28 protein-coding genes, 7 tRNA genes, 2 other RNA genes and 1 pseudogene are annotated in these 26,688 nt (G+C 57.1%); 22 read left to right on the top strand and 16 right to left on the bottom strand.

Annotation, left to right across the window (positions count from 1 at the left end):
- Window positions 1-75 precede the first annotated feature (75 nt).
- The 12 genes from tolB (at window position 76) to LGM20_RS17765 (ending at window position 4,204) form a co-directional block, all read left to right on the top strand.
- Window positions 76-1,368 carry a Tol-Pal system beta propeller repeat protein TolB gene (gene tolB, locus LGM20_RS17820; protein WP_023288877.1) on the top strand — a complete coding sequence of 431 codons (1,293 nt, stop codon included), beginning with the start codon at window positions 76-78 and terminating at the stop codon, window positions 1,366-1,368.
- Between the two features lie 34 nt (window positions 1,369-1,402).
- Window positions 1,403-1,927, top strand: coding sequence for a peptidoglycan-associated lipoprotein Pal (pal, locus tag LGM20_RS17815; protein WP_002895068.1), 525 nt, complete (start codon window positions 1,403-1,405; stop codon window positions 1,925-1,927).
- 9 nt (window positions 1,928-1,936) lie between these two features.
- A complete protein-coding gene (gene cpoB, locus LGM20_RS17810) occupies window positions 1,937-2,734 on the top strand; it encodes a cell division protein CpoB (protein ID WP_044521679.1) in 798 nt (265 codons plus the stop codon).
- A gap of 161 nt (window positions 2,735-2,895) precedes the next feature.
- A tRNA-Lys gene (locus LGM20_RS17805) sits at window positions 2,896-2,971 on the top strand.
- Window positions 2,972-3,096: 125 nt separating this feature from the next.
- Window positions 3,097-3,172 (top strand) — tRNA-Val (locus LGM20_RS17800).
- Window positions 3,173-3,174: 2 nt separating this feature from the next.
- Window positions 3,175-3,250 (top strand) — tRNA-Lys (locus tag LGM20_RS17795).
- Between the two features lie 52 nt (window positions 3,251-3,302).
- Window positions 3,303-3,378: transfer RNA gene (locus LGM20_RS17790), tRNA-Val, on the top strand.
- 3 nt (window positions 3,379-3,381) lie between these two features.
- Window positions 3,382-3,457: transfer RNA gene (locus LGM20_RS17785), tRNA-Lys, on the top strand.
- 146 nt (window positions 3,458-3,603) lie between these two features.
- Window positions 3,604-3,679: transfer RNA gene (locus tag LGM20_RS17780), tRNA-Lys, on the top strand.
- 133 nt (window positions 3,680-3,812) lie between these two features.
- Window positions 3,813-3,888 (top strand) — tRNA-Lys (locus LGM20_RS17775).
- Between the two features lie 30 nt (window positions 3,889-3,918).
- A non-coding RNA gene (locus LGM20_RS17770) (RtT sRNA) lies at window positions 3,919-4,046 on the top strand.
- A 22-nt stretch (window positions 4,047-4,068) separates the two neighbouring features.
- Window positions 4,069-4,204: non-coding RNA, RtT sRNA (locus LGM20_RS17765), on the top strand.
- 88 nt (window positions 4,205-4,292) lie between these two features.
- On the opposite strand, the pseudogene LGM20_RS17760 reads toward LGM20_RS17765, so the two are convergent.
- A pseudogene (locus tag LGM20_RS17760) lies at window positions 4,293-4,439 on the bottom strand (hypothetical protein); the annotation flags it as partial.
- A gap of 69 nt (window positions 4,440-4,508) precedes the next feature.
- On the opposite strand from LGM20_RS17760, the gene nadA reads away from it, so the two are divergent.
- Window positions 4,509-5,552: a quinolinate synthase NadA gene (nadA, locus tag LGM20_RS17755; protein WP_044521711.1), complete on the top strand. Its 1,044-nt coding sequence runs from the start codon at window positions 4,509-4,511 to the stop codon at window positions 5,550-5,552.
- A gap of 35 nt (window positions 5,553-5,587) precedes the next feature.
- Window positions 5,588-6,307: a nicotinamide riboside transporter PnuC gene (pnuC, locus tag LGM20_RS17750; protein ID WP_044521681.1), complete on the top strand. Its 720-nt coding sequence runs from the start codon at window positions 5,588-5,590 to the stop codon at window positions 6,305-6,307.
- Here pnuC and zitB read toward each other — a convergent pair.
- Window positions 6,304-7,248 (bottom strand): CDF family zinc transporter ZitB, encoded by a 945-nt coding sequence (gene zitB / locus LGM20_RS17745; RefSeq protein WP_032455168.1) that lies wholly within the window; start codon window positions 7,246-7,248, stop codon window positions 6,304-6,306. The genes pnuC and zitB overlap by 4 nt on opposite strands.
- 118 nt (window positions 7,249-7,366) lie before the next feature.
- Complete coding sequence (locus tag LGM20_RS17740) at window positions 7,367-7,774, bottom strand: YbgS-like family protein (RefSeq protein WP_044521683.1); 408 nt, start codon at window positions 7,772-7,774, stop codon at window positions 7,367-7,369.
- A gap of 315 nt (window positions 7,775-8,089) precedes the next feature.
- Here LGM20_RS17740 and aroG point away from each other — a divergent pair, with 315 nt between their 5' ends.
- Window positions 8,090-9,142 (top strand): 3-deoxy-7-phosphoheptulonate synthase AroG, encoded by a 1,053-nt coding sequence (gene aroG / locus LGM20_RS17735; protein ID WP_044521684.1) that lies wholly within the window; start codon window positions 8,090-8,092, stop codon window positions 9,140-9,142.
- A 73-nt stretch (window positions 9,143-9,215) separates the two neighbouring features.
- Here the strand turns inward: aroG and gpmA are convergent, their stop codons facing one another.
- The 7 genes from gpmA to modE all read right to left on the bottom strand — a co-directional run bounded on the left by gpmA (window position 9,216) and on the right by modE (window position 17,057).
- Complete coding sequence (gpmA, locus tag LGM20_RS17730) at window positions 9,216-9,968, bottom strand: 2,3-diphosphoglycerate-dependent phosphoglycerate mutase (protein WP_002895089.1); 753 nt, start codon at window positions 9,966-9,968, stop codon at window positions 9,216-9,218.
- Between the two features lie 290 nt (window positions 9,969-10,258).
- Complete coding sequence (gene galM, locus LGM20_RS17725; RefSeq protein WP_044521685.1) at window positions 10,259-11,302, bottom strand: galactose-1-epimerase; 1,044 nt, start codon at window positions 11,300-11,302, stop codon at window positions 10,259-10,261.
- Window positions 11,296-12,444, bottom strand: coding sequence for a galactokinase (galK, locus tag LGM20_RS17720; protein ID WP_032455171.1), 1,149 nt, complete (start codon window positions 12,442-12,444; stop codon window positions 11,296-11,298). The genes galM and galK overlap by 7 nt, the downstream gene beginning before the upstream one ends.
- A gap of 2 nt (window positions 12,445-12,446) precedes the next feature.
- Entirely contained in the window at window positions 12,447-13,493 is a 1,047-nt protein-coding gene (galT, locus tag LGM20_RS17715) for a galactose-1-phosphate uridylyltransferase (protein ID WP_044521687.1), read from the bottom strand.
- Between the two features lie 9 nt (window positions 13,494-13,502).
- Complete coding sequence (gene galE / locus LGM20_RS17710; protein WP_023288886.1) at window positions 13,503-14,519, bottom strand: UDP-glucose 4-epimerase GalE; 1,017 nt, start codon at window positions 14,517-14,519, stop codon at window positions 13,503-13,505.
- A gap of 209 nt (window positions 14,520-14,728) precedes the next feature.
- Window positions 14,729-16,201 (bottom strand): molybdate ABC transporter ATP-binding protein ModF, encoded by a 1,473-nt coding sequence (gene modF, locus LGM20_RS17705; protein WP_044521688.1) that lies wholly within the window; start codon window positions 16,199-16,201, stop codon window positions 14,729-14,731.
- Between the two features lie 67 nt (window positions 16,202-16,268).
- On the bottom strand, window positions 16,269-17,057 hold the full coding sequence (gene modE, locus LGM20_RS17700) for a molybdenum-dependent transcriptional regulator (protein ID WP_004886029.1): 789 nt from the start codon (window positions 17,055-17,057) through the stop codon (window positions 16,269-16,271).
- Window positions 17,058-17,209: 152 nt separating this feature from the next.
- Between modE and LGM20_RS17695 the strand changes: the two genes are divergently transcribed.
- From LGM20_RS17695 to modC, 4 genes are all read left to right on the top strand, one after another.
- Window positions 17,210-17,359, top strand: coding sequence for an AcrZ family multidrug efflux pump-associated protein (locus LGM20_RS17695; protein ID WP_002895156.1), 150 nt, complete (start codon window positions 17,210-17,212; stop codon window positions 17,357-17,359).
- Between the two features lie 142 nt (window positions 17,360-17,501).
- Entirely contained in the window at window positions 17,502-18,275 is a 774-nt protein-coding gene (modA, locus tag LGM20_RS17690) for a molybdate ABC transporter substrate-binding protein (RefSeq protein ID WP_044521689.1), read from the top strand.
- Window positions 18,275-18,967 (top strand): molybdate ABC transporter permease subunit, encoded by a 693-nt coding sequence (gene modB / locus LGM20_RS17685; protein WP_023288889.1) that lies wholly within the window; start codon window positions 18,275-18,277, stop codon window positions 18,965-18,967. Before modA ends, modB begins: the two co-directional genes overlap by 1 nt.
- The gene (gene modC, locus LGM20_RS17680) at window positions 18,967-20,025 is read left to right on the top strand and encodes a molybdenum ABC transporter ATP-binding protein ModC (RefSeq protein ID WP_044521712.1); all 1,059 of its coding nucleotides are present in this window, start codon (window positions 18,967-18,969) and stop codon (window positions 20,023-20,025) included. Before modB ends, modC begins: the two co-directional genes overlap by 1 nt.
- Here the strand turns inward: modC and LGM20_RS17675 are convergent, their stop codons facing one another.
- The gene (locus LGM20_RS17675; RefSeq protein ID WP_044521692.1) at window positions 20,026-20,844 is read right to left on the bottom strand and encodes a pyridoxal phosphatase; all 819 of its coding nucleotides are present in this window, start codon (window positions 20,842-20,844) and stop codon (window positions 20,026-20,028) included.
- A 228-nt stretch (window positions 20,845-21,072) separates the two neighbouring features.
- Between LGM20_RS17675 and pgl the strand changes: the two genes are divergently transcribed.
- Window positions 21,073-22,068, top strand: a complete 996-nt coding sequence (gene pgl, locus LGM20_RS17670) for a 6-phosphogluconolactonase (protein ID WP_023288892.1) — start codon at window positions 21,073-21,075, stop codon at window positions 22,066-22,068.
- A gap of 108 nt (window positions 22,069-22,176) precedes the next feature.
- Here pgl and LGM20_RS17665 read toward each other — a convergent pair whose 3' ends face one another.
- The 3 genes from LGM20_RS17665 to ycgZ form a co-directional block, all read right to left on the bottom strand.
- The gene (locus LGM20_RS17665; protein ID WP_004886050.1) at window positions 22,177-22,443 is read right to left on the bottom strand and encodes a biofilm development regulator YmgB/AriR family protein; all 267 of its coding nucleotides are present in this window, start codon (window positions 22,441-22,443) and stop codon (window positions 22,177-22,179) included.
- Between the two features lie 51 nt (window positions 22,444-22,494).
- Entirely contained in the window at window positions 22,495-22,800 is a 306-nt protein-coding gene (locus LGM20_RS17660) for a hypothetical protein (RefSeq protein WP_023288893.1), read from the bottom strand.
- 125 nt (window positions 22,801-22,925) lie between these two features.
- Window positions 22,926-23,171 carry a regulatory protein YcgZ gene (ycgZ, locus tag LGM20_RS17655; RefSeq protein WP_023288894.1) on the bottom strand — a complete coding sequence of 82 codons (246 nt, stop codon included), beginning with the start codon at window positions 23,169-23,171 and terminating at the stop codon, window positions 22,926-22,928.
- Window positions 23,172-23,498: 327 nt separating this feature from the next.
- Between ycgZ and LGM20_RS17650 the strand changes: the two genes are divergently transcribed.
- Both LGM20_RS17650 and LGM20_RS17645 read left to right on the top strand, forming a co-directional pair.
- Complete coding sequence (locus tag LGM20_RS17650; protein ID WP_023288895.1) at window positions 23,499-24,710, top strand: diguanylate phosphodiesterase; 1,212 nt, start codon at window positions 23,499-23,501, stop codon at window positions 24,708-24,710.
- A 154-nt stretch (window positions 24,711-24,864) separates the two neighbouring features.
- Complete coding sequence (locus LGM20_RS17645) at window positions 24,865-25,599, top strand: MerR family transcriptional regulator (RefSeq protein ID WP_023288896.1); 735 nt, start codon at window positions 24,865-24,867, stop codon at window positions 25,597-25,599.
- A gap of 41 nt (window positions 25,600-25,640) precedes the next feature.
- Here LGM20_RS17645 and LGM20_RS17640 read toward each other — a convergent pair whose 3' ends face one another.
- Window positions 25,641-26,195, bottom strand: a complete 555-nt coding sequence (locus tag LGM20_RS17640; RefSeq protein WP_017899620.1) for a helix-turn-helix transcriptional regulator — start codon at window positions 26,193-26,195, stop codon at window positions 25,641-25,643.
- 82 nt (window positions 26,196-26,277) lie between these two features.
- The gene (locus tag LGM20_RS17635) at window positions 26,278-26,490 is read right to left on the bottom strand and encodes a biofilm development regulator YmgB/AriR family protein (RefSeq protein ID WP_044521698.1); all 213 of its coding nucleotides are present in this window, start codon (window positions 26,488-26,490) and stop codon (window positions 26,278-26,280) included.
- Window positions 26,491-26,688: the final 198 nt, after the last annotated feature.

Raw genomic sequence — 26,688 nt, 5'->3', positions numbered from 1 at the left:
GTAGTTTTGTGTATTTGAGTTTGTTAACATTCTGCTAAATTATCGTGGGCTTTCCGCCCGGATAAGGGAGATATGATGAAGCAGGCATTACGAGTAGCATTTGGTTTTTTAATGCTGTGGGCGGCGGTGCTGCACGCAGAAGTACGTATCGAGATCACCCAGGGGGTGGACTCGGCGCGCCCCATCGGCGTGGTACCGTTCCAGTGGGCCGGCCAGGGCGCTGCGCCGGAAGATGTTGGCGGTATCGTGGCGGCTGACCTGCGCAACAGCGGTAAATTCAACCCGCTGGATCGCTCGCGTCTGCCGCAGCAGCCGACCAGTGCCCAGGAAGTGCAGCCTGCTGCCTGGTCTGCGCTGGGCATTGACGCCGTGGTCGTCGGTCAGGTGACGTCAAACCCGGATGGTTCTTACCAGGTAGCGTATCAGCTGGTGGATACCGGCGGTGCGCCGGGCACAACGCTGGCGCAAGGCTCTTTCAAAGTCACTAAACAGTACCTGCGCTATGCCGCGCACACTGCCAGCGACGCGGTATTTGAAAAGCTGACCGGTATTAAAGGCGCCTTCCGGACTCGTATCGCCTACGTGGTGCAGACCAATGGCGGTCAGTTCCCGTATGAGCTGCGCGTTTCCGATTATGATGGCTACAACCAGTTTGTGGTTCACCGCTCCTCCCAGCCGCTGATGTCCCCGGCCTGGTCACCGGACGGTTCAAAACTGGCTTACGTCACCTTCGAGAGCGGTCGCTCTGCGCTGGTGGTGCAGACCCTGGCGAACGGCGCTGTGCGTCAGATTGCCTCCTTCCCGCAGCACAACGGCGCGCCGGCGTTCTCGCCGGATGGTTCTAAACTGGCCTTCGCGCTGTCGAAAACCGGTAGCCTGAACCTGTACGTGATGGATCTGGGCTCGGGTCAGATTCGTCAGGTGACCAACGGTCGCAGCAACAACACCGAACCAAGCTGGTTCCCGGACAGCCAGAACCTGGCCTTTACCTCTGACCAGGCCGGTCGTCCGCAGGTGTATAAAGTCAATATTAATGGCGGCACGCCGCAGCGTATCACCTGGGAAGGTTCGCAGAACCAGGACGCTGACGTGAGCGCGGATGGTAAAACGATGGTAATGGTCAGCTCGGCCGGCGGCCAGCAGCACATTGCCAAACAAGATCTGGAAGCGGGTGGTGTACAGGTTCTGTCATCAACGTTTTTAGACGAAACGCCAAGTCTGGCACCTAACGGCACTATGGTAATCTACAGCTCTTCTCAGGGGATGGGATCCGTGCTGAATCTGGTTTCTACAGATGGGCGTTTCAAAGCGCGTCTTCCGGCAACTGATGGACAGGTAAAATCGCCTGCCTGGTCGCCGTATCTGTGATAATAAATAATTGATTATTAAAGGAATCAAAGAAATGCAACTGAACAAAGTGCTGAAAGGGCTGATGATCGCTCTGCCGGTTATGGCAATCGCGGCATGTTCTTCTAACAAGAACGCCAGCAACGACCAGAGCGGTGAAGGCATGCTGGGTGCCGGCACTGGTATGGACGCTAACGGTAACGGCGGCAACATGTCTTCTGAAGAGCAAGCTCGTCTGCAGATGCAGCAGCTGCAGCAGAACAACATCGTTTACTTCGATCTGGACAAGTACGATATCCGTTCTGACTTCGCTGCAATGCTGGACGCGCACGCTAACTTCCTGCGCAGCAACCCGTCCTACAAAGTGACTGTAGAAGGTCACGCGGATGAGCGCGGTACCCCGGAATACAACATCGCGCTGGGTGAGCGTCGTGCTAACGCCGTTAAGATGTATCTGCAGGGCAAAGGTGTTTCTGCCGATCAGATCTCCATCGTTTCTTACGGTAAAGAAAAACCAGCAGTACTGGGTCATGACGAAGCGGCATATGCCAAAAACCGTCGCGCCGTACTGGTATACTAAGAGAATTGCATGAGCAGTAACTTCAGACATCATTTATTGAGTCTGTCGTTACTGGTTGGCATAGCGGCCCCCTGGGCCGCTTTTGCTCAGGCGCCAATCAGTAGTGTCGGCTCAGGCTCGGTCGAAGACCGTGTCACTCAACTCGAGCGTATTTCCAATGCTCACAGCCAGCTTTTAACCCAACTCCAGCAACAACTCTCTGATAACCAGACTGACATTGATTCTCTCCGTGGTCAGATCCAGGAGAACCAGTATCAGCTGAATCAGATCGTTGAGCGTCAGAAGCAGATTCTGCTGCAGATTGACGGGCTGACGAGCGGAAGTGGCGCAGCGGCGGCGGGCGCTCAGGCGTCGTCGTCTTCCAGCGATCAGAGTGCGGCTACCGCCAGCGCAGCGCCAGCGGCCTCGTCAGGCGCTCCGGCGATGACCGGCGATGCGAACACCGATTACAATGCGGCCATTGCCCTGGTGAAGGATGCTTCACGCCAGGATGACGCCATGGTGGCGTTTCAGAACTTCGTTAAAAAGTACCCGGATTCAACTTATCAGCCGAACGCCAACTATTGGCTCGGACAGTTGAACTACAATAAGGGGAAAAAAGACGATGCGGCGTTTTACTTCGCCTCGGTGGTGAAGAACTACCCGAAATCGCCAAAAGCGCCGGACGCCATGTTTAAGGTCGGCGTGATCATGCAGGACAAAGGTGATACCGCGAAAGCGAAAGCGGTTTACCAGCAGGTGATCAGCAAATTCCCCGGCACCGACGGTGCGAAACAAGCGCAAAAACGACTTAATGCTCTTGGTTGATTACGGCATGACCAGAAATCGCGTTATTTCTGGTCTTGTCGCCTGAATCGCCAGCAGTTAAGTGATCTTTATCGAAATTTTAGTTGCGCTGAATTCTGAAATCAGTAATATATGCCGCCGTTGCCAAGGGATATCAAACAAGCCCAAAGCGACGCCAGAGTGGGTCGTTAGCTCAGTTGGTAGAGCAGTTGACTTTTAATCAATTGGTCGCAGGTTCGAATCCTGCACGACCCACCAATCGTTCTGGTGGAACGCGATAGTAAAACGTGAAGGATAACGTTGCGACAGCAACGGCCCATAGGGCGAGGCGAAGCCGAGTCATCCTGCACGACCCACCAATTAGCAGTATCCAGCGTAGTATCGGGTGATTAGCTCAGCTGGGAGAGCACCTCCCTTACAAGGAGGGGGTCGGCGGTTCGATCCCGTCATCACCCACCACCGGGTCGTTAGCTCAGTTGGTAGAGCAGTTGACTTTTAATCAATTGGTCGCAGGTTCGAATCCTGCACGACCCACCATTTTAATGATGGGGTCGGTGGAGGCAGTATCAGCAGTATCCAGCGTAATATCGGGTGATTAGCTCAGCTGGGAGAGCACCTCCCTTACAAGGAGGGGGTCGGCGGTTCGATCCCGTCATCACCCACCACTCGGGTCGTTAGCTCAGTTGGTAGAGCAGTTGACTTTTAATCAATTGGTCGCAGGTTCGAATCCTGCACGACCCACCAATTTCAGCATTTAACTCAGATGTTGAACGTGAAGGATAACGTTGCGTCAGCAACGGCCCGTAGGGCGAGGCGAAGCCGAGTCATCCTGCACGACCCACCAATTCCAATATTGGTGTCGAGTGAAATTATTCAGGTAGTACCAGAGCGGGTCGTTAGCTCAGTTGGTAGAGCAGTTGACTTTTAATCAATTGGTCGCAGGTTCGAATCCTGCACGACCCACCAATCTTTAATGATGGTAACTGGTAGAAACGTGAAGGATAACGTTGCGACAGCGACGGCCCGAAGGGCGAGGCGAAGCCGAGTCATCCTGCACGACCCACCATCCTGAATGGTGACAGTAGCAAAATCCCGCAAGGGGTCGTTAGCTCAGTTGGTAGAGCAGTTGACTTTTAATCAATTGGTCGCAGGTTCGAATCCTGCACGACCCACCAATGTAAAAAGGCGCCCTAAAGGCGCCTTTTTGCTATCCGCGGAACTTAACGATTCGAACCTGCAGCAGGTTCGGGTCGAACGCAGTGAGACAACGGAGCCGCTTGCGGCGACGGCCCGAAGGGCGAGGCGAAGCCGAGTCATCCTGCACGACCCACCAATGTAAAAAGGCGCCCTAAAGGCGCCTTTTTGCTATGCGCGGAACTCAACGATTCGAACCTGCAGCAGGTTCGGGTCGAACGCAGTGAGACAACGGAGCCGCTTGCGGCGACGGCCCGAAGGGCGAGGCGAAGCCGAGTCATCCTGCACGACCCACCAATGTAAAAAGGCGCCCTAAAGGCGCCTTTTTGCTATCTGCCCGCCCATCAATTTCCACAATATTGTATGCAGAGCTTTCCCACGCTCGCGCTGCGCTTACCACGCCTGCACAGGGCGCGAACCGGTAGCCCGGACAGCGACGCAGCATCGTCCCCTGGAACAGGCGCTGATGTACAAAATTCATCACGACTTTTGGCGCGTAATCGGCTATCTTGTTTAGCATATAAAACACCATGACCGTATCATGGCGCGGGCAGGCCATACTAACGGTCTTAGAGTTAAGCCAGTAAAACGAGATTGCATGATGAGCGTAATGTTTGATCCTGAAACGGCGATTTATCCCTTCCCACCGAAACCGCAGCCGCTGACCGTCGATGAAAAGCAGTTTTACCGCGAAAAAATCAAGCGTCTGCTGCGCGAGCGCGATGCCGTGATGGTGGCGCATTACTACACCGATCCTGAAATTCAGCAGCTGGCTGAAGAGACCGGCGGCTGTATTGCCGACTCGCTGGAGATGGCGCGCTTTGGCGCCCGCCATTCGGCCTCCACGCTGCTGGTCGCCGGGGTGCGTTTTATGGGGGAAACCGCCAAAATCCTCAGCCCGGAAAAGACCATTCTGATGCCGACTCTGAACGCCGAGTGTTCCCTGGATCTGGGCTGTCCGATTGAGGAGTTCAACGCCTTTTGCGACGCTCATCCTGACCGCACCGTGGTGGTCTATGCCAATACGTCTGCCGCGGTGAAGGCTCGCGCCGACTGGGTGGTGACCTCCAGCATCGCCGTGGAACTCATTGACCACCTGGATAGCCTTGGTCAAAAAATCCTCTGGGCGCCGGACCGCCATCTTGGCCGTTACGTTCAGCGTCAGACCGGCGCAGATGTGCTCTCCTGGCAGGGGGCGTGCATCGTGCACGACGAGTTTAAAACCCAGGCGTTGATGCGGATGAAGGCTCTGCATCCCGAAGCCGCTGTGCTGGTCCATCCCGAGTCGCCGCAGGCGATCGTCGAGATGGCCGATGCCGTAGGCTCCACCAGCCAGCTGATCGCGGCGGCGAAAAGCCTGCCCCAGCGCCAGCTGATCGTGGCGACCGATCGCGGTATCTTTTATAAAATGCAGCAGGCGGTGCCGGAGAAAACGCTGCTGGAAGCGCCCACCGCCGGTGAAGGGGCGACCTGCCGCAGCTGCGCGCATTGTCCGTGGATGGCGATGAACGGCCTGAAAGCCATTGCCGAGGGTCTCGAGCAGGGCGGCGCTGAACATGAAATCCACGTCGACGAAGCGCTGCGGACTGGCGCATTAATTCCCCTTAACCGGATGCTGGATTTTGCGGCTACACTACGGGGATAACCTATTACCGCGTCATCTGGCGCTGAGAGGATAAAATGGATTTTTTTAGCACGCAGAATATTTTAGTACATATACCCATCGGCGCCGGGGGGTACGATCTCTCCTGGATAGAGGCCGTGGGGACCATCGCCGGGCTGTTGTGCATCTGGCTGGCGAGCCTGGAGAAGATCAGTAACTATGCCTTCGGTCTGGTCAACGTCACGCTGTTCGCCATCATCTTCTTTCAGATCCAGCTGTACGCCAGCCTGTTGCTGCAGCTGTTCTTCTTTGCCGCTAACGTTTACGGCTGGTATGCCTGGTCGCGGCAAAGCAGCAACCATGAGGTTGAGCTGCAGATCCGCTGGCTACCGCGCAGTAAAGCCCTGGGCTGGCTGGCGGCCTGCGTGGTGGCGATCGGCTTGCTGACCCTGTTTATCAATCCGTTTTTTGCTTTCCTGACGCGGATCGCGGTCAGCCTGATGCAAGCGCTCGGTTTGCAGGTCACTATGCCGGAACTGCAGCCGGACGCCTTCCCGTTCTGGGACTCCTGTATGACGGTGCTGTCGGTAGTGGCGATGATCTTAATGACCCGCAAATACGTTGAGAACTGGCTGCTGTGGGTCATCGTCAACGTCATCAGCGTGGTGATTTTTGCCCGTCAGGGCGTCTATGCGATGTCGCTGGAATATCTCTTGCTGACGTTCATTGCGCTGAACGGCAGCCGGATGTGGATAAACAGCGCGCGTGAGCGAGGTTCTCACGCGTTTTCTGGCTAATGGTGGTGATGATGATCGTGCCCGGCGTGCATCGTGTTGAGATGGCACTCCGGGCCGCTGCAGGGCTGGTACTCCATCTGCACCGTGGCATGCTCAATTTCATATTTATGTTCCAGGAAATGCAGGATGCGGTTGAGTAACGCATCATGATCGTGCGGCGGCACAACCTGCACATGCAGCGTCATCACCGGTTTTTCCCCCACCAGCCAGACGTGGACGTGGTGAACATCGCGCACCTCCGGGATAGAGCGGCGGATATCCCGCTGCAGGGCCGTCACATCCAGCGAACGCGGCGCGCCTTCCAGCAGCTCATTCAGACTCTCCTTCAGCAGACGCCAGGCGCTACGTAACACCAGGCAGGAAACCAGCACGGAAAGGATCGGGTCGACAGGTGTCCAGCCGGTGGTGAGGATCACCACGGCGGCCACAATCGCGCCAACCGAGCCCAGCAGATCGCCGAGCACGTGAAGCGCCGCGGCGCGCACGTTGAGGTTCCGCTCTTCGCTGCCACGATGCAGGATCCAGAAAGCCAGCACGTTGGCCAGCAGGCCAGCGACCGCAATCACCATCATCGTCACGCCGGCAACCGGCTGCGGGTGCTGGAAGCGCTGAATGGCCTCCCAGACAATCAGCATGGTGATCACCACCAGAGCAATGGCATTGAGAAACGCCGCCAGGGTGGTCAAACGCAGCCAGCCAAAGGTATGGCGGGCATTCGGGGGACGGCTGGCGAAGCGAACCGCCAGCAGCGCAAACAGCAGGGCGGCGGAGTCGGTGAGCATATGGCCGGCATCCGCCAGCAGGGCCAACGAGCCGGAGATCGCGCCGCCGATGGCTTCTACCAGCATAAAACCGGCGGTGACGATGAACGCCCAGAGCAGCCGGCGGGCGTTGCCGTTATCCGGAGCCTGGGCAGGGGAGTGCGAATGCGAGTGCGCCATAGTGTCGTCCCTTGATAGTTATCATTATCACGCTATGACATCATAAACAGAGAACGATAACAAACAGAGAAAAGGCGAGCCCGGCTCGCCTTTTCTCTGTTTGCACTCACCGCATCAATTATTGGGTAGTGCCGTCGGTTTTGCTGTTGTCATGGTTCATGCTGTCGCCGTTGTCCAGCTTCTTACCGGTGTCCGGACAGCGGCCGTCTTTACACATCGAGTTTTTATGGACCTCATCGCTCGACATATTGTCCTGGCTCATCGTCGAGCCGTCAGGATGAAGCATGGTGCCGCCAGTGCCAGTGCCAGTGCCAGTGCCAGTGCCAGAGCCAGAATTGATTTGGCTATTATCGACGTTATTCGGCGCCACGTTTTCACGGGCGTCCGGCGCCACCTGACCGGCATCAGCGGAAGAGTTGGCCTGGCCATTGTTGGACTGGGCGCCGGTGTCTGCCGCCAGGGCCGCGCCGCTGGCAAGACCTAAGGTGGCGGTGAGCAAAAGGGTCGTCAGTTTTTTCATGTTCATCGGATACTCCTGTTGGGTCGGGAAGCGGTAACTACGCCTCCAGCGGTAAGTGTGCCAGGGATCTGACTCGCTATGGTTAAAGACTCCGCAGACGATCGCAGTGTCACTATATAATCCTGAAACGTAAGACTTAATTAGCTTTAACAGTTAAATATTGTAGTTCATGAGTCTGGTTTCGCTACTTTATGGCGTATTTTTGCCTATTTCCAGGATTATTCCATCACTACTGTAAAATCACGTTTACACTATTTCAGCGAAGAGATAGATTGGAGGGATTGCATTTCATTGAATAAGTATGGCAACGCTGGAAAGAAGATGAATTATCAGAACGACGATTTACGCATTAAAGAGATCAACGAATTATTACCTCCCGTTGCGCTCCTGGAAAAATTCCCTGCTACCGAAAATGCTGCAAACACCGTTGCACATGCTCGCAAAGCGATCCACCAGATCCTCAAAGGTGATGATGACCGCCTGCTGGTGGTGATTGGGCCCTGTTCTATTCACGACCCGGCGGCGGCGAAAGAGTACGCTTCCCGTCTGCTGACCCTGCGCGAGGCGCTGAAGGGCGAGCTCGAGATCGTCATGCGCGTCTATTTTGAGAAACCGCGCACCACCGTCGGCTGGAAAGGGCTTATCAACGATCCCCATATGGATAACAGCTTCCGCATCAACGACGGGTTGCGCATTGCGCGCAAGCTGCTGCTGGACATTAACGACAGCGGCCTGCCGGCGGCGGGGGAATTCCTCGATATGATCACCCCGCAGTATGTCGCCGATCTGATGAGCTGGGGCGCCATTGGGGCGCGTACCACCGAATCCCAGGTGCACCGCGAGCTCGCCTCGGGGCTCTCCTGCCCGGTGGGCTTTAAAAACGGTACCGATGGCACCATCAAGGTGGCTATCGACGCGATTAACGCCGCCGGCGCGCCGCACTGTTTCCTGTCGGTCACCAAGTGGGGCCACTCCGCTATCGTCAATACCAGCGGCAACGGCGACTGCCATATTATTCTGCGCGGCGGCAAAGAGCCGAACTACAGCGCGAAGCACGTGGCGGAGGTGAAAATCGGTCTGGCGAAAGCGGGCCTGCCGGCTCAGGTGATGATCGACTTCAGCCACGCCAACTCCAGCAAGCAGTTCAAGAAGCAGATGGAAGTAGGCACCGACGTATGCCAGCAGATTGCCGGCGGCGAGCGCGCCATTATGGGCGTGATGATTGAAAGCCATCTGGTGGAAGGCAACCAGAGCCTCGAGAGCGGTGAACCGCTGACCTACGGCAAGAGCGTCACCGACGCCTGCATCGGCTGGGAGGATACCGAAGCGATCCTGCGTCAGCTGGCGGAAGCGGTGAAAACCCGCCGCGGCTAAGCTACGTTGCGCTCGCGCAGGTCATAAAAAAAGCGTGGAGATTTCCACGCTTTTTTATTTTCACCGGGGGAAATTACTTCGCTTTACCCTGGTTGGCGACGGCAGCCGCTTTCGCCGCGATCTCTTCCGCATTGCCCAGATAGTAATGTTTGATCGGCTTGAAGTTTTCATCGAACTCATACACCAGCGGTACGCCGGTCGGGATGTTCAGTTCGAGGATCTCGTCTTCGCCCATGTTGTCGAGGTATTTCACCAGCGCGCGCAGGGAGTTACCGTGAGCGGCGATGATCACGCGCTCACCGCTTTTCAGGCGCGGCAGAATGGTTTCGTTCCAGTAAGGCACGACGCGGTCGATGGTCAGCGCCAGGCTTTCAGTGGTCGGCAGTTCCGCGTCGGTCAGTTTTGCATAGCGCGGATCGTGGCCCGGGTAGCGCTCGTCGTCTTTGGTCAGCTCCGGCGGAGTAACGGCGAAGCCGCGACGCCACTGTTTAACCTGCTCGTCACCGTATTTCTCAGCAGTTTCCGCTTTGTTCAGGCCCTGCAGCGCGCCGTAATGACGCTCGTTCAGCTTCCAGGATTTCTCAACCGGCAGCCAGGCCTGATCCAGTTCGTCCAGCACGTTCCACAGGGTGTGGATGGCACGTTTCAGCACGGAGGTATAAGCAAAATCAAAGCTGAAGCCTTCAGCCTTCAGCAGTTTACCTGCTGCTTTCGCTTCGCTAACGCCTTTCTCGGACAGATCAACGTCGTACCAACCGGTGAAGCGGTTTTCGTTGTTCCACTGGCTTTCGCCATGACGAACCAGTACCAGCTTAGTTACAGCCATTCTCTTACTCCTCTCTACACGCCATCCCTCGCGCCGCGAACGGTGCGCTGAATATGTTGGTGTATGTGTTATTGATTGATAACTATTCTCATTATATTGCCGTGATTTGGCTCACGGCAATGCTTATCCCTAACCATAGCGAAAATAGTGGCTCAGTGTAAGGTGCTTGTAAAACACAGGTTATTTTTTTGTCCTTTGATGACGGAAAATAGAGCAGATTGCTGAAAAAAGAGTCGGTAGAGAGGAGGGCGGGGACGAAACTCAGCGCCCCCGGCGGAGGGCGCTGGCGATTAGCGGGCAATAAACTGATATTCCGTCAGGCTGACGTACTCCTGGCCTGGACGTAACACACAGTCCGGCTGCGGCCATTCCGGATGATTCGGCGAATCCGGCAGGAATTCGCTCTCCAGCGCCAGCCCCTGCCAGTCGGCGTAGGGTTCCGTCGTCTGCGACGGGGTGCCGCCGAGATAGTTGCCGGAATAAAACTGTAGCGCCGGAGCGGAGGTATAGACCGTCATCTGCAGCTTACCGTCCTGCGACCAGACCTGCGCCGCAGGTTGACTGGCGTCGCCTCTGGCGTCCAGCAGGAAGGCATGGTCGTAACCCTTTACCTTTTGCTGATCGGCATCCGCGAGGAAGTCGGCGGCGATGGTTTTCGGCTGGCGGAAATCAAAGCTGGTGCCGGCGACGTCTTTGAGTCCGCCGCCCGGGATACCATCGCTTTCCACCGGCAAATAGCGATGGGCGAGGATCTGCAGCTGGTGCTGGCGCACGTCGCCCTGGTCACCGTCGAGGTTGAAATAGACGTGATTGGTCATGTTCACCGGGCAGGCTTGGTCCACGGTGGCGCGATAGGTAATCGCGATGCGGTTATCGTCGGTCAGACGATAGTGCGCGGTGGCCTGCAGAGTGCCCGGAAAGCCTTGATCGCCATCGGGCGAGGTCAGGGCGAACAGCGCTTCCTGCTCGTCAGCGCGGACGATGCGCCAGCGGCGTTTATCAAAACCTTCCGGGCCGCCGTGAAGCTGGTGGCCCGCGTCGTTTGACGGCGTGACGGTGACGAGCTGGCCGTCAAGCGGGAAGCGGCTATTGCCGATACGGTTGGCGTAGCGGCCTACCGAGGCGCCAAGAAACGCGGCCTGGCGGGCATAGTCTTCCAGCTTTGCGCAGCCCAGCAGCGGATGGCGCACGCTGCCATCGGCCAGCGGCACCTCGGCGCTGAGCAGCGTCGCGCCCCAGTCCGCCACGGTGACGGTCATCCCCGCCTTATTGCGCAGGGTTACCTGCTGCCATGGCTGGCCGTCCGGCGCCAGCGCGGTAGTTTGCGTTACCATTGACCAGCCCCCTGTGACGGTTTGCAGACATAAAACGTCTCTTTAATTCCGGTTTTCGCTTCATACTCGTTGGCAACGGCCTGCTGAACGGTATCGACCAGATCTTCCGGGACCAGCGCTACCACACAGCCGCCAAAACCGCCGCCGGTCATGCGCACGCCGCCCTTATCGCCGATTGTCGCCTTGACGATCTCCACCAGGGTGTCGATCTGCGGGACGGTGATCTCGAAATCATCGCGCATCGAGGCGTGGGATTCGGCCATCAGCTCGCCCATCCGCTTCAGGTCGCCTTTTTCAAGGGCGCTGGCGGCTTCCACGGTGCGGGCATTCTCCGTCAGCACATGACGTACCCGCTTCGCCACCACCGGATCCAGCTCATGGGCGACAGCGTTGAATTGCTCAAGGGTGACATCGCGCAGAGCGGGCTGCTGGAAGAAGCGCGCGCCGGTCTCGCACTGTTCGCGACGGGTGTTGTACTCGCTGCCGACGAGGGTGCGCTTAAAGTTGCTGTTGATGATCACCACCGCGACGCCTTTCGGCATCGAGACGGCTTTGGTGCCCAGCGAGCGGCAGTCGATCAGCAGCGCATGGTCTTTTTTGCCCAGCGCCGAAATCAGCTGATCCATGATCCCGCAGTTGCAGCCGACGAACTGATTTTCCGCCTCCTGGCCGTTGAGGGCGATTTGCGCGCCGTCCAGCGGCAGATGGTAGAGCTGCTGGAACACGGTGCCGACGGCAACCTCCAGCGAGGCTGAGGAGCTTAAGCCTGCGCCCTGCGGCACATTGCCGCTGATCACCAGATCTGCGCCGCCGAAGTGGCTGTTCCGCTGTTGCAGATGCTTCACCACGCCGCGGACATAGTTCGACCACTGCTGGGTGTCGTGGCTGAGAATCGGCGCGTCGAGAGAGAATTCGTCGGTCTGATTGTCGTAATCGGCGGCAATCACCCGCACGGTACGATCGTCGCGCGGCGCACAGCTGATCACCGTCTGGTAGTCGATGGCGCAGGGCAGCACAAAGCCGTCGTTGTAATCGGTATGCTCGCCGATCAGGTTGACGCGGCCTGGCGCCTGAATGACATGGCTGGCCGGGTAGCCGAAGGCCTCAGCAAACAGGGTTTGGGTTTTCTCTTTCAGACTCATCATTACACTCCGGATTCACGAAAATGGACGTCGCTGACGGCGCGCAGTCGTTCGGCAGCTTGCTCGGCGGTGAGATCGCGCTGCGTTTCGGCCAGCATTTCGTAGCCAACCATAAACTTGCGGACCGTCGCGGAGCGCAGCAGCGGCGGATAAAAGTGGGCGTGAAGCTGCCAGTGGTTATGGTCTTCATCGTTAAACGGCGCGCCGTGCCAGCCCATGGAGTAGGGGAATGAGCACTGGAACAGGTTGTCGTAACGGCTGGTCAGCTTTTTCAACGCCAGCGCCAGATCGCTGCGCTGGGCGTCGGTTAAATCGGTAATACGCTGCACGGGCGCTTTCGGCAGCAGCAGCGTTTCGAACGGCCATGCGGCCCAGTAGGGCACGACCGCCAGCCAGTGATCGGTGTCGACCACCGTGCGGCTGCCGTCGGCCAGTTCGCGCCGGGCATAGTCCAGCAGCATCGGCTGGCCCTGGCTGGCGTAATACGCTTTCTGGAGACGGTCTTCCCGTTCCGCTTCATTAGGCAGGAAGCTGTTGGCCCATACCTGACCGTGCGGGTGTGGGTTGGAGCAGCCCATCGCTGCTCCTTTGTTTTCAAAGACCTGCACCCACGGGTAGCTTTTCCCGAGGTCCGCGGTCTGTTCCTGCCACGCTTTAACCACGCCTTCCAGCGCTTCAAGGCTCAGTTCCGGCAGCGTTTTGCTGTGGTCTGGCGAGAAGCAGATCACCCGACTGGTGCCGCGCGCGCTTTGGCAGCGCATCAGCGGATCGTCACTCTCCGGGGCATCCGGCGTGTCGGTCATCAGGGCCGCAAAGTCGTTGGTAAACACGTAGGTGCCGGTGTAATTCGGATTCGTGTCGCCGGTGACCCGGGTGTTGCCCGGGCACAGGAAACAGTCCGGATCGTGGGCCGGCAAGGTCTGTTTCGCCGGCGTCTCCTGCGCTCCCTGCCAGGGGCGCTTGGCGCGATGCGGAGAAACCAGAATCCACTGCCCGGTTAACGGATTATAACGACGATGCGGATGGTCAACGGGGTTAAATACGCTCATGAAGGTTCCTTAGTCTGGATAACCCTGCGGATGGCGGGACTGCCAGTTCCAGGTGTCCTGCGCCATTTCGTCCAGGTTGCGCGTCACGCGCCAGTTCAGCTCGCGGTCGGCCTTGGCGGCATCCGCCCAGTAGGCCGGGAGGTCGCCATCGCGGCGCGGCGCGAAATGGTAGTTAATCGGTTTGCCGCAGGCCTTGCTGAAAGCATTGACCACGTCGAGCACGCTGCTGCCGACGCCGGCGCCAAGGTTGTAGATATGGACCCCGGCTTTGTCAGCCAGTTTTTCCATGGCCGCGACGTGGCCGTCGGCAAGGTCCATCACGTGGATATAATCGCGCACGCCGGTGCCATCTTCGGTCGGGTAGTCGTTACCAAACACGGCCAGCGATTCGCGGCGGCCAACGGCGACCTGGGCGATGTAGGGCATCAGGTTATTCGGGATCCCCTGCGGGTCTTCGCCCATGTCGCCCGACGGGTGGGCGCCGACCGGGTTGAAGTAGCGCAGCAGCGCAATGCTCCACTCCGGCTGCGCTTTTTGCAGGTCGGTCAGTATTTGCTCCACCATCAGTTTGCTTTTACCGTAGGGGCTTTGCGGGGTGCCGGTCGGGAAGCTTTCGACATACGGGATTTTCGGCTGGTCGCCGTAGACGGTGGCGGAGGAGCTAAAGATGAAGTTCTTCACGCCCGCGGCGCGCATGGCGGAGACTAATTTCAGTGTGCCGGTGACGTTATTGTCGTAATATTCCAGCGGCTTGGCGACGGACTCCCCGACGGCTTTCAGCCCGGCGAAGTGGATCACCGCTTCAATGGCGTGATCGTGGAGGATCTCGGTCATCAGCGCTTCGTTACGAATATCGCCTTCAATAAAGGTGGCTTCTTTGCCGCCGAGACGCTCAATCACCGGCAGTACGCTGCGCTTGCTGTTGCAGAGATTGTCGAGGATCACCACCTCATGCCCCTGCAGCAGCAGTTGAACGCAGGTATGACTTCCAATGTAACCGCTACCACCTGTAACCAGAACTTTCATGATTCGCTCCATTCGGCTTATCGTGTATGAGGAAGATAGCATATCAAAGAAGTGAAAAGTGTGACACAGAACAAGTTAGTGGAATCGTTTACACTCAAGAGTGAAACGGCATCGTTTAATATATTTTGTTTAAAATACATCTTGTTAGATGAGTAAGGCGCTATTTTTCTGAAAAATACCAGGGATCTTGCGATCCCCGGCAGGGGGCGTCAGGCCACGGGGCCGAGCTGATAAGTGTAACCGTCTCCACTGGGAACGAACGCCAGGCGATGGGTAATACAGTCCGGGGCATCTTCCGCATGGTGCGAGACAAACAGCAGCTGCGTGGCGCCTTCGCCAATCAGGACGTCGACGAAGCGGCGCACCAGCTGGCGATTGAGGGGATCCAGCCCCTGCAGCGGTTCATCAAGGATCAGCAGGGTTGGATGCTTCACCAGCGCGCGGACGATAAGCGCCAGCCGCTGCTGGCCCCACGACAGGCTGTGAAACGGCGCGTCGGCGGTGCGCTTATCGATGCCGAGAATATCCAGCCATTGCTGCACCAGCTTATGCTGTTTATCCGACACCGCCTGATAAATGCCGATCGAGTCAAAATAGCCCGACAGAATCACGTTGCGGACGTTGGTGCTGACCCGGTAGTCCAGATGCAGGCTGCTGCTGACGTAGCCGATATGCTTTTTAATATCCCAGATGGTCTCGCCGCTGCCGCGCCGACGGCCAAAGAGGGTGAGATCGTTGCTGTAGCCCTGGGGGTGATCGCCGGTGATAAGGCTTAAGAGGGTGGATTTACCCGCGCCGTTGGGGCCGACGATCTGCCAGTGTTCTCCAGGGTTTACGGTCCAGGAGAGGTGGTTGATGACCGGGCGATCGTTGTAGGAGACCACCCCGTCATTGAGGACGATACGCGGCGCCGTCTCCGTCAGCGTATGGCGGGCCGGTGGGGCATCCGGCTCCGGCAGGGTGATACCGTCCAGTTTTTCACTGTGCGCCAGCTGGGCGACCAGCGCCTGCTGCAGCAGAGCGTGCTTCTCGCCGGTCTCGCTGAGGAGGCAATCAGCCAGCACGCCGGCGTATTGCACAAAGTCCGGGATCTCATCGAAACGGTTGAGCACCAGCACCAGGGTGATGCCGGCGCGATGCAGGTCGGCCAGCAGGGCGGCCAGCTGCTGGCGGGAGTTGACGTCGAGGCCGTCGAACGGCTCGTCGAGGATCAGCAGTTGCGGATCGCTCATCAGGGCCTGGCACAGCAGGGTCTTACGCGTTTCGCCAGTGGACAGATACTTAAAGCGGCGGTCCAACAGGGCGCTGATGGCAAACTGTTCGGCAAGCTGCGCGCAGCGGGCCGGATCTTTCACCTCATCCTGAATAATCTCCGCGGTAGTGCGTCCGGTATCTTCTTCTCCGGGGCTGAGCAGGTCGGTGTTATTGCGCTGCCACTCGTCGCTGACCAGCTTCTGCAGCTGTTCGAAGGAGAGGCGGGTTACGCGGGAGAAGAGGCTGTCGCGCTGGCCGCTGAGCAGGGTCAGGTCGCCGGCCAGGGCCCGCGCGAGGGCGGACTTGCCGCTGCCGTTGCTGCCGACGAACGCCCAGCTTTCACCCGCCGCCACGCTCAGGTGGTCTATTTTTAAGGTTTTTGTATCGCTCAGGCGAAACGTGCCTTGCGAAATTTGCAATGATGACATGATGTATCCCATTTTTTGCAGCGATGTGCATCAGGGATACGACGTCAGGCGCGCAATGTCAATGGGGTCAGCATAATGTAGCGAGAATGATGCGATCGGCGTTGAAGTACGCGATCGCCTCCGTCCCTTCGGTCAGGCCAGAGGTCTGGGCCTGCGGCAGGGTGGCGCACAGGGTCTGGCCGTCCGCAAGGGTCATCAGCACTTCGCACTGCCCGGAGCCGCATTCGATATGGCTGATGCGACCCGACAGCTGGTTCTCGGCCTGGCGGGCCACCGCCGGGTCGAGGGTGATGCCAACCCAGGGCGCTTTCAACAGGACCAGCACCTCCTGGCCCTCATCGAGCCCCAGCTTTTCAGCGCTTTGGGCAGTAATGGCGACGTTCAGGCGGGTCTGCCCGTCGGCCAGCAGCACCTCGACGTGCTGCTGCACCTGCTGGCGATCGCGGCCGGTGATAGTGCCGAACCACTGGTTGCGGGCGCTGGTTTGCAGGGAAAAGCGCGAGATGGCCGCCAGCAGGCTGTCCAGCGGCAGGGCGTCGTCATCGCTGAGCACATCAAACGCTTTCTGCTGGATCTGCGCCAGCAGATCGTACAGTTGGATCAGACGCTGCCCGTAGCGGGTCAGCACCGCGCCGCCGCCGCCTTTGCCGCCGGTGGCGCGATCCACCAGCGGCTGTTCGCTGAGCTGGTTCATCTCGTTGATGGCATCCCACGCGCTTTTATAGCTGATACCCGCGTGCTTCGCCCCCTGGCTTATCGAACCGGTCTGGTCAATCTGTTTGAGCAGGGCGATCCGCCGGGGGTCGGCAAACAGGCGCTGCTGAAGCTTAAGGGTGAGAAGAATTTCGGCCTGCATAATCGTTTCCTGACAAAAAAGCGTATTGTGACCGATAGTCACCCCGTTGCAAAACCTCTCTGCGCGGTTTGTCATTAACCACCGCACAAATGGGGCGTGTTTTTTCGGCTGAAACCGTTACAATCAGGGAATCATACTATCTGGAGTGAACCATGTTAGAGCTTTTGAAAAGTCTGGTTTTTGCGGTCATCATGGTACCGGTGGTGATGGCGGTCATCCTGGGATTGATTTACGGTCTTGGCGAAGTGTTCAACCTCTTCTCCGGCGTCGGCCACAAAGATCGCAGCCAGCAAAATCATTGATTTCCCGGCGCCCGGTTTAACCGGGCGCTGTGCTATTTCCCTCCTGTATCATTTCCCTTCATTTTATTGTCCTGCGTCACTATAAAAACGCTTCGCATATCGTTATATTGTCGAGTACATAACGCATTGACAGGAGATTCAGATGACAGGTTCTTGGTTACGCGGGGTGGTCGGGGTATCGCTCACGCTGTGCGTCGCGGGTCAGGCGCTGGCGGCAGAAGGGAAAGTGACCGTTTTCGCGGCCGCGTCGTTAACTAACGCGATGCAGGATATCGCCCAGGCGTATAAGAAAGCGAAAAACGTCGAGGTCGTCTCGTCGTTTGCCTCGTCGTCGACGCTGGCGCGGCAGATTGAGGCAGGCGCCCCGGCGGACCTGTTTATCTCCGCCGATCAAAAGTGGATGGATTACGCGGCAGACAAAAAGGCCATCGATCCGGCGACCCGCGCCACCCTGCTTGGCAACAGCCTGGTGGTTGTGGCGCCGAAAGCCAGCGCGCAGGGGGCGATAACCATTAATGAGAAAACCGACTGGACCAGCCTGCTGAAAGGGGGCCGTCTGGCGGTGGGCGATCCGCAGCACGTTCCGGCAGGTATCTACGCCAAAGAAGCGCTGCAGAAACTGGGCGCCTGGGAGACCCTGTCGCCGAAGCTCGCCCCGGCGGAAGACGTGCGCGGCGCGCTGGCGCTGGTGGAGCGTAGCGAAGCGCCGCTGGGCATCGTCTACGGATCGGATGCCGTGGCCAGCAAAGGGGTGAAAGTGGTTGGTACTTTCCCGGAGGCGTCGCATCAGAAAGTCGAGTACCCGCTGGCGATTGTCGATGGCCACCGCAATGCGGCCGTGAGCGCTTTCTATGACTACCTGAAAGGGCCGGAAGCGTCGGCGATTTTTCAACGTTACGGATTTACCACCCGCTGATGTTTCTGAGCGAACCCGAATGGCAGGCGGTGCTGCTGAGCCTGAAAGTCTCCTCCCTGGCGGTGGCCCTGAGCCTGCCCTTTGGCATCTTTTTTTCCTGGCTGCTGGTCCGCCGCACCTTCCCCGGCAAGGCGCTGCTCGACAGCCTTCTCCATCTGCCGCTGGTGCTGCCGCCGGTGGTGGTGGGGTATCTGCTGCTGGTGGCCATGGGGCGGCGCGGGTTTATTGGCAGCTGGCTGTATGACTGGTTCGGCATCAGCTTTGCCTTCAGCTGGCGCGGGGCGGTGCTGGCGGCGGCGGTGATGTCTTTCCCGCTGATGGTGCGCGCCATCCGCCTGGCGCTGGAGGGGGTGGACATCAAACTGGAGCAGGCGGCGAGAACCCTCGGGGCCAGCCGCTGGCGGGTATTTTTCACCATTACGCTGCCGCTGACTCTGCCGGGAATTATTGTCGGCACGGTGCTGGCCTTCGCCCGCTCGTTAGGGGAGTTTGGCGCGACCATCACGTTCGTCTCCAATATTCCCGGTGAAACGCGCACCCTGCCTTCGGCGATGTACACCTTGATCCAGACCCCGGGCGGGGAGGGGGCGGCGGCCCGCCTCTGCCTCATCGCTATCGGTCTGGCGCTGGTCTCGCTCTTGATTTCAGAATGGCTGGCCCGCGTGAGCCGCCAGCGAATGGGAGGATCATGATGCTCGAGCTGGACTTTACCCAGACCCTCGGCAGCCACTGTCTGCAGATCCGTGAAACGCTGCCCAGCAGCGGGATCACCGCCATCTTTGGCGTCTCAGGCGCCGGGAAAACGTCGTTGATCAACGCTATCAGCGGCCTGACCCGGCCGCAGGCGGGACGGATCGTCCTCAACGGCAGGGTGCTGAACGACACCGCGCAGCGTATCTGCCTGGCGCCGGAGCAGCGGCGGATCGGCTATGTATTTCAGGATGCGCGCCTGTTTCCCCACTATAAAGTGCGCGGCAATCTGCAGTACGGAATGGCGAAATCCATGGTCAGCCAGTTCGATAAGCTGGTGGAACTGCTGGGAATTGCGCCTTTGCTGGATCGGCTGCCGGGCCGGTTATCCGGCGGCGAAAAGCAGCGCGTGGCCATCGGCCGCGCCCTGCTGACCGCGCCGGAGCTGCTGCTGCTGGACGAGCCGCTGGCCTCGCTGGATATTCCGCGCAAACGCGAACTGTTGCCCTATCTGCAGCGGCTGGCGCAGGAGATCCATATTCCGATGCTCTACGTCAGCCACTCGCTGGACGAGATCCAGCATCTGGCCGATCGCGTGCTGGTGCTGGAGGCCGGTAAGGTGAAGGCTTTCGGTCCGCTGGAGGAGGTCTGGAGCAGCAGCGTGATGCACCCCTGGCTGCCGGCGGAACAGCAGAGTACGATCCTCAGCGCCACCGTCGCCGCGCAGCATCCGCAGTACGCGATGACCGCGCTGACGCTGGGGGATCAAATGCTGTGGGTTAACCGGCTCGATCGTCCCGCCGGGGAGAGCGCGCGGATCCGCATCCAGGCGTCGGACGTCTCGCTGGTGCTGGCCCAGCCGTCCGCAACCAGCATCCGCAATATCTTACGCGCCGAGGTGGTTCAGTGTCTGGAGGTCAACGGGCAGATTGAGGTTCAGCTCAGGGTGAGCGGCCATCCGCTGTGGGCTCGAATCAGCCCGTGGGCGCGGGATGACCTGGCGATAGCGCCAGGCCAGCAGGTATTTGCCCAGATCAAAAGCGTGTCGATTGCCGCCTGATCACAGCAGCTGACGGTAGATAAACTCGGCGATGCTGGCGGACTCATTGTCGCCGATGACCACGTTGGCGCGGGCTTTGACGTCGTCCACCGCATTACCCATCGCCACCCCGGTGCCTGCCGCTTCCAGCATACTCAGATCGTTGTAGTTATCGCCGAAGGCCACCACGTTCTGCATCGACAGCCCCTGGTCAGCGACCCACTGCGCCAGGCGTTTGCCTTTGCTGTTGCCGGCGCGAGCGATATCCACCTGGTCGTGCCACGACCATTCGCACTCGAGGCCCAGCGTCTCGCCGACCTCCTGCGCAAAGCGCTGCAGACGGGGTATGTCGTCGTCGGTGAGGGCGAATTTCCATACCGCCTTGACCTCGCGGACCGCCTGCGCCAGCGAGTCGACCTGGCTGAAGACCGGGCGCTGATCCTCCGGTAACGCCTGCGCCCAGTTGCGGGTGCGGATCACATGCCCGGTGGGCTGTTCGTAAAGCATCGCGTCATCCACATAGGCCAGGCCGTGGATCTGCTGTTCGGCGAGCATGGCGGTGAGGCTTACCGCGTGTTCCACCGACATAGGATCGGCCGCCAAAACCTTTTTTGCGTGATAATCATACAAATAAGTGCCATTACAACAAATTGCAGGTGTATCGAGAGCCAGTGCCTGATAAAAAGGATGAATAGCGACGTGATGACGTCCGGTAACGACGATCACCTGGTAGCCCGCCTCTCTGGCGCGGGCCAGCGCTTCCAGCGAAGCGGGCAGGATGGTTTTTTTGCTGGTGAGCAGGGTGCCGTCTAAATCCAGGGCAATCACGCGTGTTGTCATGTGTTATTTCCGGTTGATGTTGAAAAGTGACCTGGCCATGATGGTACACCGCCGTGGCGTCAGGACCAATTTTTCCACATCTGCCGTGAATGTCTGTATGCCCTTTGTGCCGCCGTCCGTCGGTAATTCGGCGGGCGATGCGAGTATCATGGGCGGATGTCTTATAATTTTCAGGGTGCAGTTATCCTGAAAATGAAAAATCCACGTGCAGTGAGGGAAGGAGTAGTCATGAAACAAACCGTTTATACCGCCAGCCCGGAAAGCCAACAAATCCACGTCTGGAGTCTTGAAGCGGACGGCAAACTGACGCTGGTGCAGGTGGTTGATGCCCCGGGGCAGGTCCAGCCGATGGTGGTCAGCCCCAATAAGGAGTATCTGTACGTTGGCGTTCGTCCGGAGTTTCGCGTGTTAGCTTATCGCATCACGCCGGATAACGGGGCGTTGACCTTCGCAGGGGAAGCGGCGCTGCCGGGCAGCCCGACCCACATCTCTACCGATCATCATGGTCGCTTTGTCTTCAGTGCCTCTTACAATCAGGGCTGCGTCAGCGTGACCCCGCTGCAGGATGGTCTGCCGGGCGAAACCATCACCGTGGTGGACGGGCTGGAAGGCTGCCACTCGGCCAATATCTCTCCGGACAATCGTACCCTGTGGGTGCCGGCGCTGAAGCAGGATCGCATCTGCCTGTTTACCCTCAGCGAGGATGGTTTCCTCTCCGCCCAGGAGCCAGCGGAAGTCACCACCGTCGAAGGGGCGGGTCCGCGCCACATGGTGTTCCATCCGAACCAGCAGTATGGTTACTGCGTCAATGAGCTAAACAGCTCAATTGACGTCTGGGAGCTGAAAGACCCGAATGGCAACATCGAATGTGTACAAACGCTGGATATGATGCCGTCTGATTTCACCGGCGTGCGCTGGGCGGCGGATATTCATATCACTCCGGACGGTCGTCACCTGTACGCCTGCGATCGTACCGCCAGCATTATCACGGTGTTCAGCGTGTCGGAAGATGGTAGCGTGCTGGCGGTGGAGGGCTATCAGCCCACCGAAACCCAGCCGCGCGGCTTTAATCTCGATCACAGCGGTAAGTATCTGATTGCCGCCGGGCAGAAGTCGCACCATATCGCGGTGTACGAAATTACCGGCGAGCAGGGGCTGCTGCAGGAGAAAGGTCGCTATGCGGTCGGGCAGGGGCCGATGTGGGTGGTAGTCAACGCCCACTGATCCGTCAGGCGTAAAAGAAAAAACCTCGCGTCAGCGAGGTTTTTTTTAACAGAGCGGACAGGCTCTGTCGGAAAGGGGTTGCCCTGGCGGGCCTGAAGCGTGACGGCCTTAGATATCGTCCATGGTGTAGCCGACGACAATCTCCAGCGTTTTACGGATCACGTCTGCGGTCACCACGTCATCGGTGCTTTCCAGCGCCTGAATCAGCCATAAAATAATGGCCTTATTGTTCAGGTGACCTTCTGACTGGAGAATACTGTTGATGGCCAGCGACATCACGGCGGACTCATCAACCAGCTTATCACCGGCGTTACGGAAATAGTCGGAGAGCGCGGTGTCCTGCAGTCCTGCGTAAATATCGGGTTGCTGATGCATAGTCTGTCTCATCACATTCTCACTCTGTGTTATTCACCACGGTTAGGATACTCAGTGGATCTTTTTACCTTCCGGCGCCATGGCGCTTTGCGCCGGCGATCCTCGGGTTTCCCAACGGCCATTGATTTTCTTTACCTGCAAAGGCGCTTGCTTCCGCTGACGGGCAAGCTTCGCGCAAATTTCTTCAATCACGGCAGCGATAACCTTTCTTCGCTGTCGGTCTGACTCTGTCGCCTGCATCAACCGAAGTCGAACCAGCAGGGTCGGGGTGGTAATAGGGCGATTCGTTTTCAGAAGCGCGAGTACCGCCTCGCCGATGATCTCATCGGTGATTTCCTCAGTTTCACTGCTATTCATAACCGTCTCACTGCATGCCACTCTCTCCCTGAATCTGCGAACGGACATTCAGGTCAGCAGCAGGTTTATGGAAGCGATCGCCCCTCATCTGCTACTGCGGTTGCAACAGGCGACGATCGATGACGTTATTCCTGATCGGCAAACAGCAGACCAATTAAGGTCTGATAGTGACTCTCTTCCTCGGGGGCACGGGCCCGATCGAGGCGGCTCAACAGTTTAGTGCACAGCGCCTTGCGGTTGAGATGACGCCCTTCGTTGAGAATATCCATCACAATCTGACCCAGCGTTTCCTGCTGGGAAGGTAACGATGCTTTGTTGAAATACTGGGCAATTGCGTTCGCTGTATCTGGAATGTAACCATTCTGCTGCATATCTGCTCCTTACATTTCACTCATCTGTTAACTGCCATTAAACTTATACAATAATTGTTAACCTGTACACACAAAGTTGAACAATAATGATTCAGGCATAGTTAAATCATTGATTTTTAATAATTTATTTTTATGTGTTTTGTGCGATTCTGGCTTGTAAAGGTAGGATTTAACGGTGCACGTTGTACAAGAAAAGAAAAATGAAAAAGCCTTGCACAAAAAAGGGATTTTTAGTGTATCTTTTTTGTTAAGACAAAACGTAGTTTTACAAGACGATTAGCCTGATAACTGCTACTGTGAATGCTTACCCTCCCATCTGGAATCACTATGCTAACCACCATCATTTATCGCAGCCATATTTGCGACAATGTCTCATTCAAATCGATCGAGGCCATGGTTGCCAGGGCAAACGAAAGAAATGGGCAGGCGGACGTCACCGGTATTTTACTTTTTAACGGGACGCATTTTTTTCAACTCATTGAGGGGCCTGAAGAAAAGGTTCAGGATATTTATCAGCATATTTGCCGCGATCCCCGCCATTATAACCTGGTAGAGCTTCTGTGCGATTATGCGCCGTCCCGCCGTTTCGGTAAGGTCGGTATGGAACTGTTTGATTTACGGGAACATGATCGCGAGGAGGTGCTGCAGACGGTGATGGACCGCGGGACCACAAAATATCAGCTCACCTATGACGACCGGGCACTGCAATTTTTCCGCACCTTTGTCGAATCAACGGAAAAAGCGAACTATTTTGAGATTCCTTCCGCTGACAGCTGGGTATTTATCCCCGATCAGAATACTTTCTATCCTGATACGCCGATAATTGACAATAAGGAAAGCTGGTCCTTTGCCTTCCAGCCGATCGTCGACCCTTTCGCCTGCGAAATTATTTCGTGGGAAGCGCTGTTACGCACACCGGACGGCCAGTCGCCTGGCGCCTATTTTGCCGGGCTTTCCGGGGACGATATTTATCTCGCCGATCTGCACAGTAAACGCGTCGCGCTGTCGCTGGCCGGGAAATTAGGCTTACGCAATAAGGCGTTAAGTATTAATTTACTGCCGATGACGCTGGTTAAAGCGCCGAACGCGGTGGGTTTCCTGCTCGATCAAATTCAGCGTAATGATCTTATTCCTGAACAGATTATTGTCGAGTTTACCGAACGGGAAGTGATTTCGCGGATGGATGATTTTACCGATGCGGTGCGAAAGCTAAAAGGGGCGGGCATCAATCTTGCCATCGATCACTTCGGCGCAGGGTTTGCCGGGCTGTCGCTGCTGGCGCAATACCAGCCCGACAGAATTAAAATCGACCATGAGCTGATCCGCAATATCCACCAGGATGGACCGCGTCAGTCAATTGTACAGGCGATTATCAAATGCTGTTTTTCGCTGGAGATTGCGGTCTCTGCCGTCGGCGTTGAGCGTGCTGAAGAGTGGATGTGGCTGGAATCAGCCGGTATTTCGCAGTTTCAGGGGAATTTGTTCGCCAGCGCGCGCCTGGGGGGCTTACCCGCCGTCGCCTGGCCGGAAAAAAAATAATCCACCGCGAAATCAGCCAACTATTTTTTCATCTTTTTCCCAAGCGCTGTGAGCCACAACCTGTTATCTTTATCTGTACAAGAAAATAGAGTTGTACAGGATGCCTGAATTCGTTAGTTTAGGTATTAAAGTATCAGGTTGATGTGAGGCTGCTATGGCGTTTTACAGTATCGGTGAAGTCGCCGAACGTTGCGGAATCAATCCGGTCACACTGCGCGCCTGGCAGCGTCGTTACGGTCTACTGAAACCGCAGCGTAGCGAAGGCGGGCATCGGCAGTTTGATGAAGAAGATATCCTGCGCATTGAAGAGATCAAGCGCTGGATCGAGCGCGGCGTATCCGTCGGGAAAGTCAAAGCGCTGCTGGAGGGTAACCTGCCGGCGGCGCGCGACGAATCCGCGCATCTTCAGGAAGAGATGATGTCCATTCTGCGTTATATGCAGCCCGCCAGAATCCGTGCCAAATTACTGGCGCTAAGCCATCAACACCCCGTCGACACGCTCATCGACAGCCTGTTAGTGCCGGTACGTCAGCGTCTGAAGCTCGATCAGAATACCTCTCTGGTGATTAGTAGTTTGCTGGATGGTCTGCTGATTGACTGCGTGGCGCTGTTTCTCGCCGAAGCGCGTAAAAAGAACGGCAGGGAGACGCTGCTGGTGGGCTGGAGCAATGAGGACAGGACGCGTCTGTGGCTGGAGGCATGGCGTCTTTCCCAGCGCGGCTGGCACGTCAACGTCCTCGCCGAACCGCTGGAGTCGCCGCGGCCCGAGCTGTTCCCCGGGCAGCATATCTTCGTCTGGACCGGACGCGCCGCCACCCCTCTCCAGGAAGAGCTGCTCAGCCACTGGCAGGAGCAGGGCTTCAGCATCCATTTTCACGGTAATAATTAATCGCCCCGATCCGCAAAGCAGACCGGGGCTAACGCGCCGGGTTACAGGTGGATCTGGCTCCAGGATTTAAAGGTTTCGCTGCGGCTGATATTAAAAAAATCGGTCCTACCGCTACAGCCGAGCTTTTTAATCAGATTCAGCCGGATCTGATAAATGGTTTTAATATGCAGATTCAGCGACCGGCCAATGCTGGCGACCGCTTCGCCATTGCTGATAAGTTGAATCACTTTCTTTTCCCGCTCGGTAAACTGCACCGAGGCGCCCGGCGCCGGGTGGGTTTTATAGTAGCGGGTTGGCTGGTGCAGAAATATCTTTAACTCTTCCGGCGTTGAATTGGCCGGTAAGCGCAGCATAGGCAGTTCACTAAGAAAATTAAGATCGTTGCCTTCGGTTAACAGAATAAATAACGTATCCCGACGATTATAGTTGTGCTGCAGTACCGCGAAATAATTGTCGCTGGTAAAGAAAACGTGTTTTTTGCGAAAGTAAGATGCCGGCAGACTATTCAGGATCAGCGACATCCCATAGAGAAGAAAACGATTATCAAACCACAGATCGTAATGTTCAGTACGATAGCAGGTATTATGGTGTGACATTTTATTTGCCTCAGTTAGCCGATAGAGACCCAGGCGTGCCGGCACCGCAGGCTTAAGCCTGCTGCCAGCTCCGCGAGTTTAATTAATGATGAGGTTTGCTGTACAGCATATCCAGCGCCTGCAAATAGAGGTCGGAGAGTATTTCATTACTTTCCGTTTTCAGGCGATGCTGAATTTCCGTAATCATCCGCTCATTATTTATCGTTCTGTGCTGCTTAATGAGCGTATTTTCAATATTCTTCATCAGGGCCGAATTGAAGACAAACTCTGCTGGAATGGTATTTTTAATATGCATAGCTCGAACTCTCCCACGTATAACGCAAACTGACAATAAAAGTCGCTACGTACCATCGGTACGCGCCAAGTCACGAACAGGAAATGCAAAACCAGGAACCACCGCCTGACTTGCCGCGCCACCGTTAAACATCCCCGCTTCGTTGCGCAACAAGCAGTTAACACTCCAAACTATAGACGGTGATCCCATTATGTACAA

Source organism: Klebsiella quasipneumoniae subsp. quasipneumoniae, from assembly GCF_020525925.1.
Lineage (GTDB): Bacteria > Pseudomonadota > Gammaproteobacteria > Enterobacterales > Enterobacteriaceae > Klebsiella > Klebsiella quasipneumoniae.
Note: the sequence above shows the minus strand (reverse complement) of the source record. Positions and strands in the feature narration are given on the sequence as shown.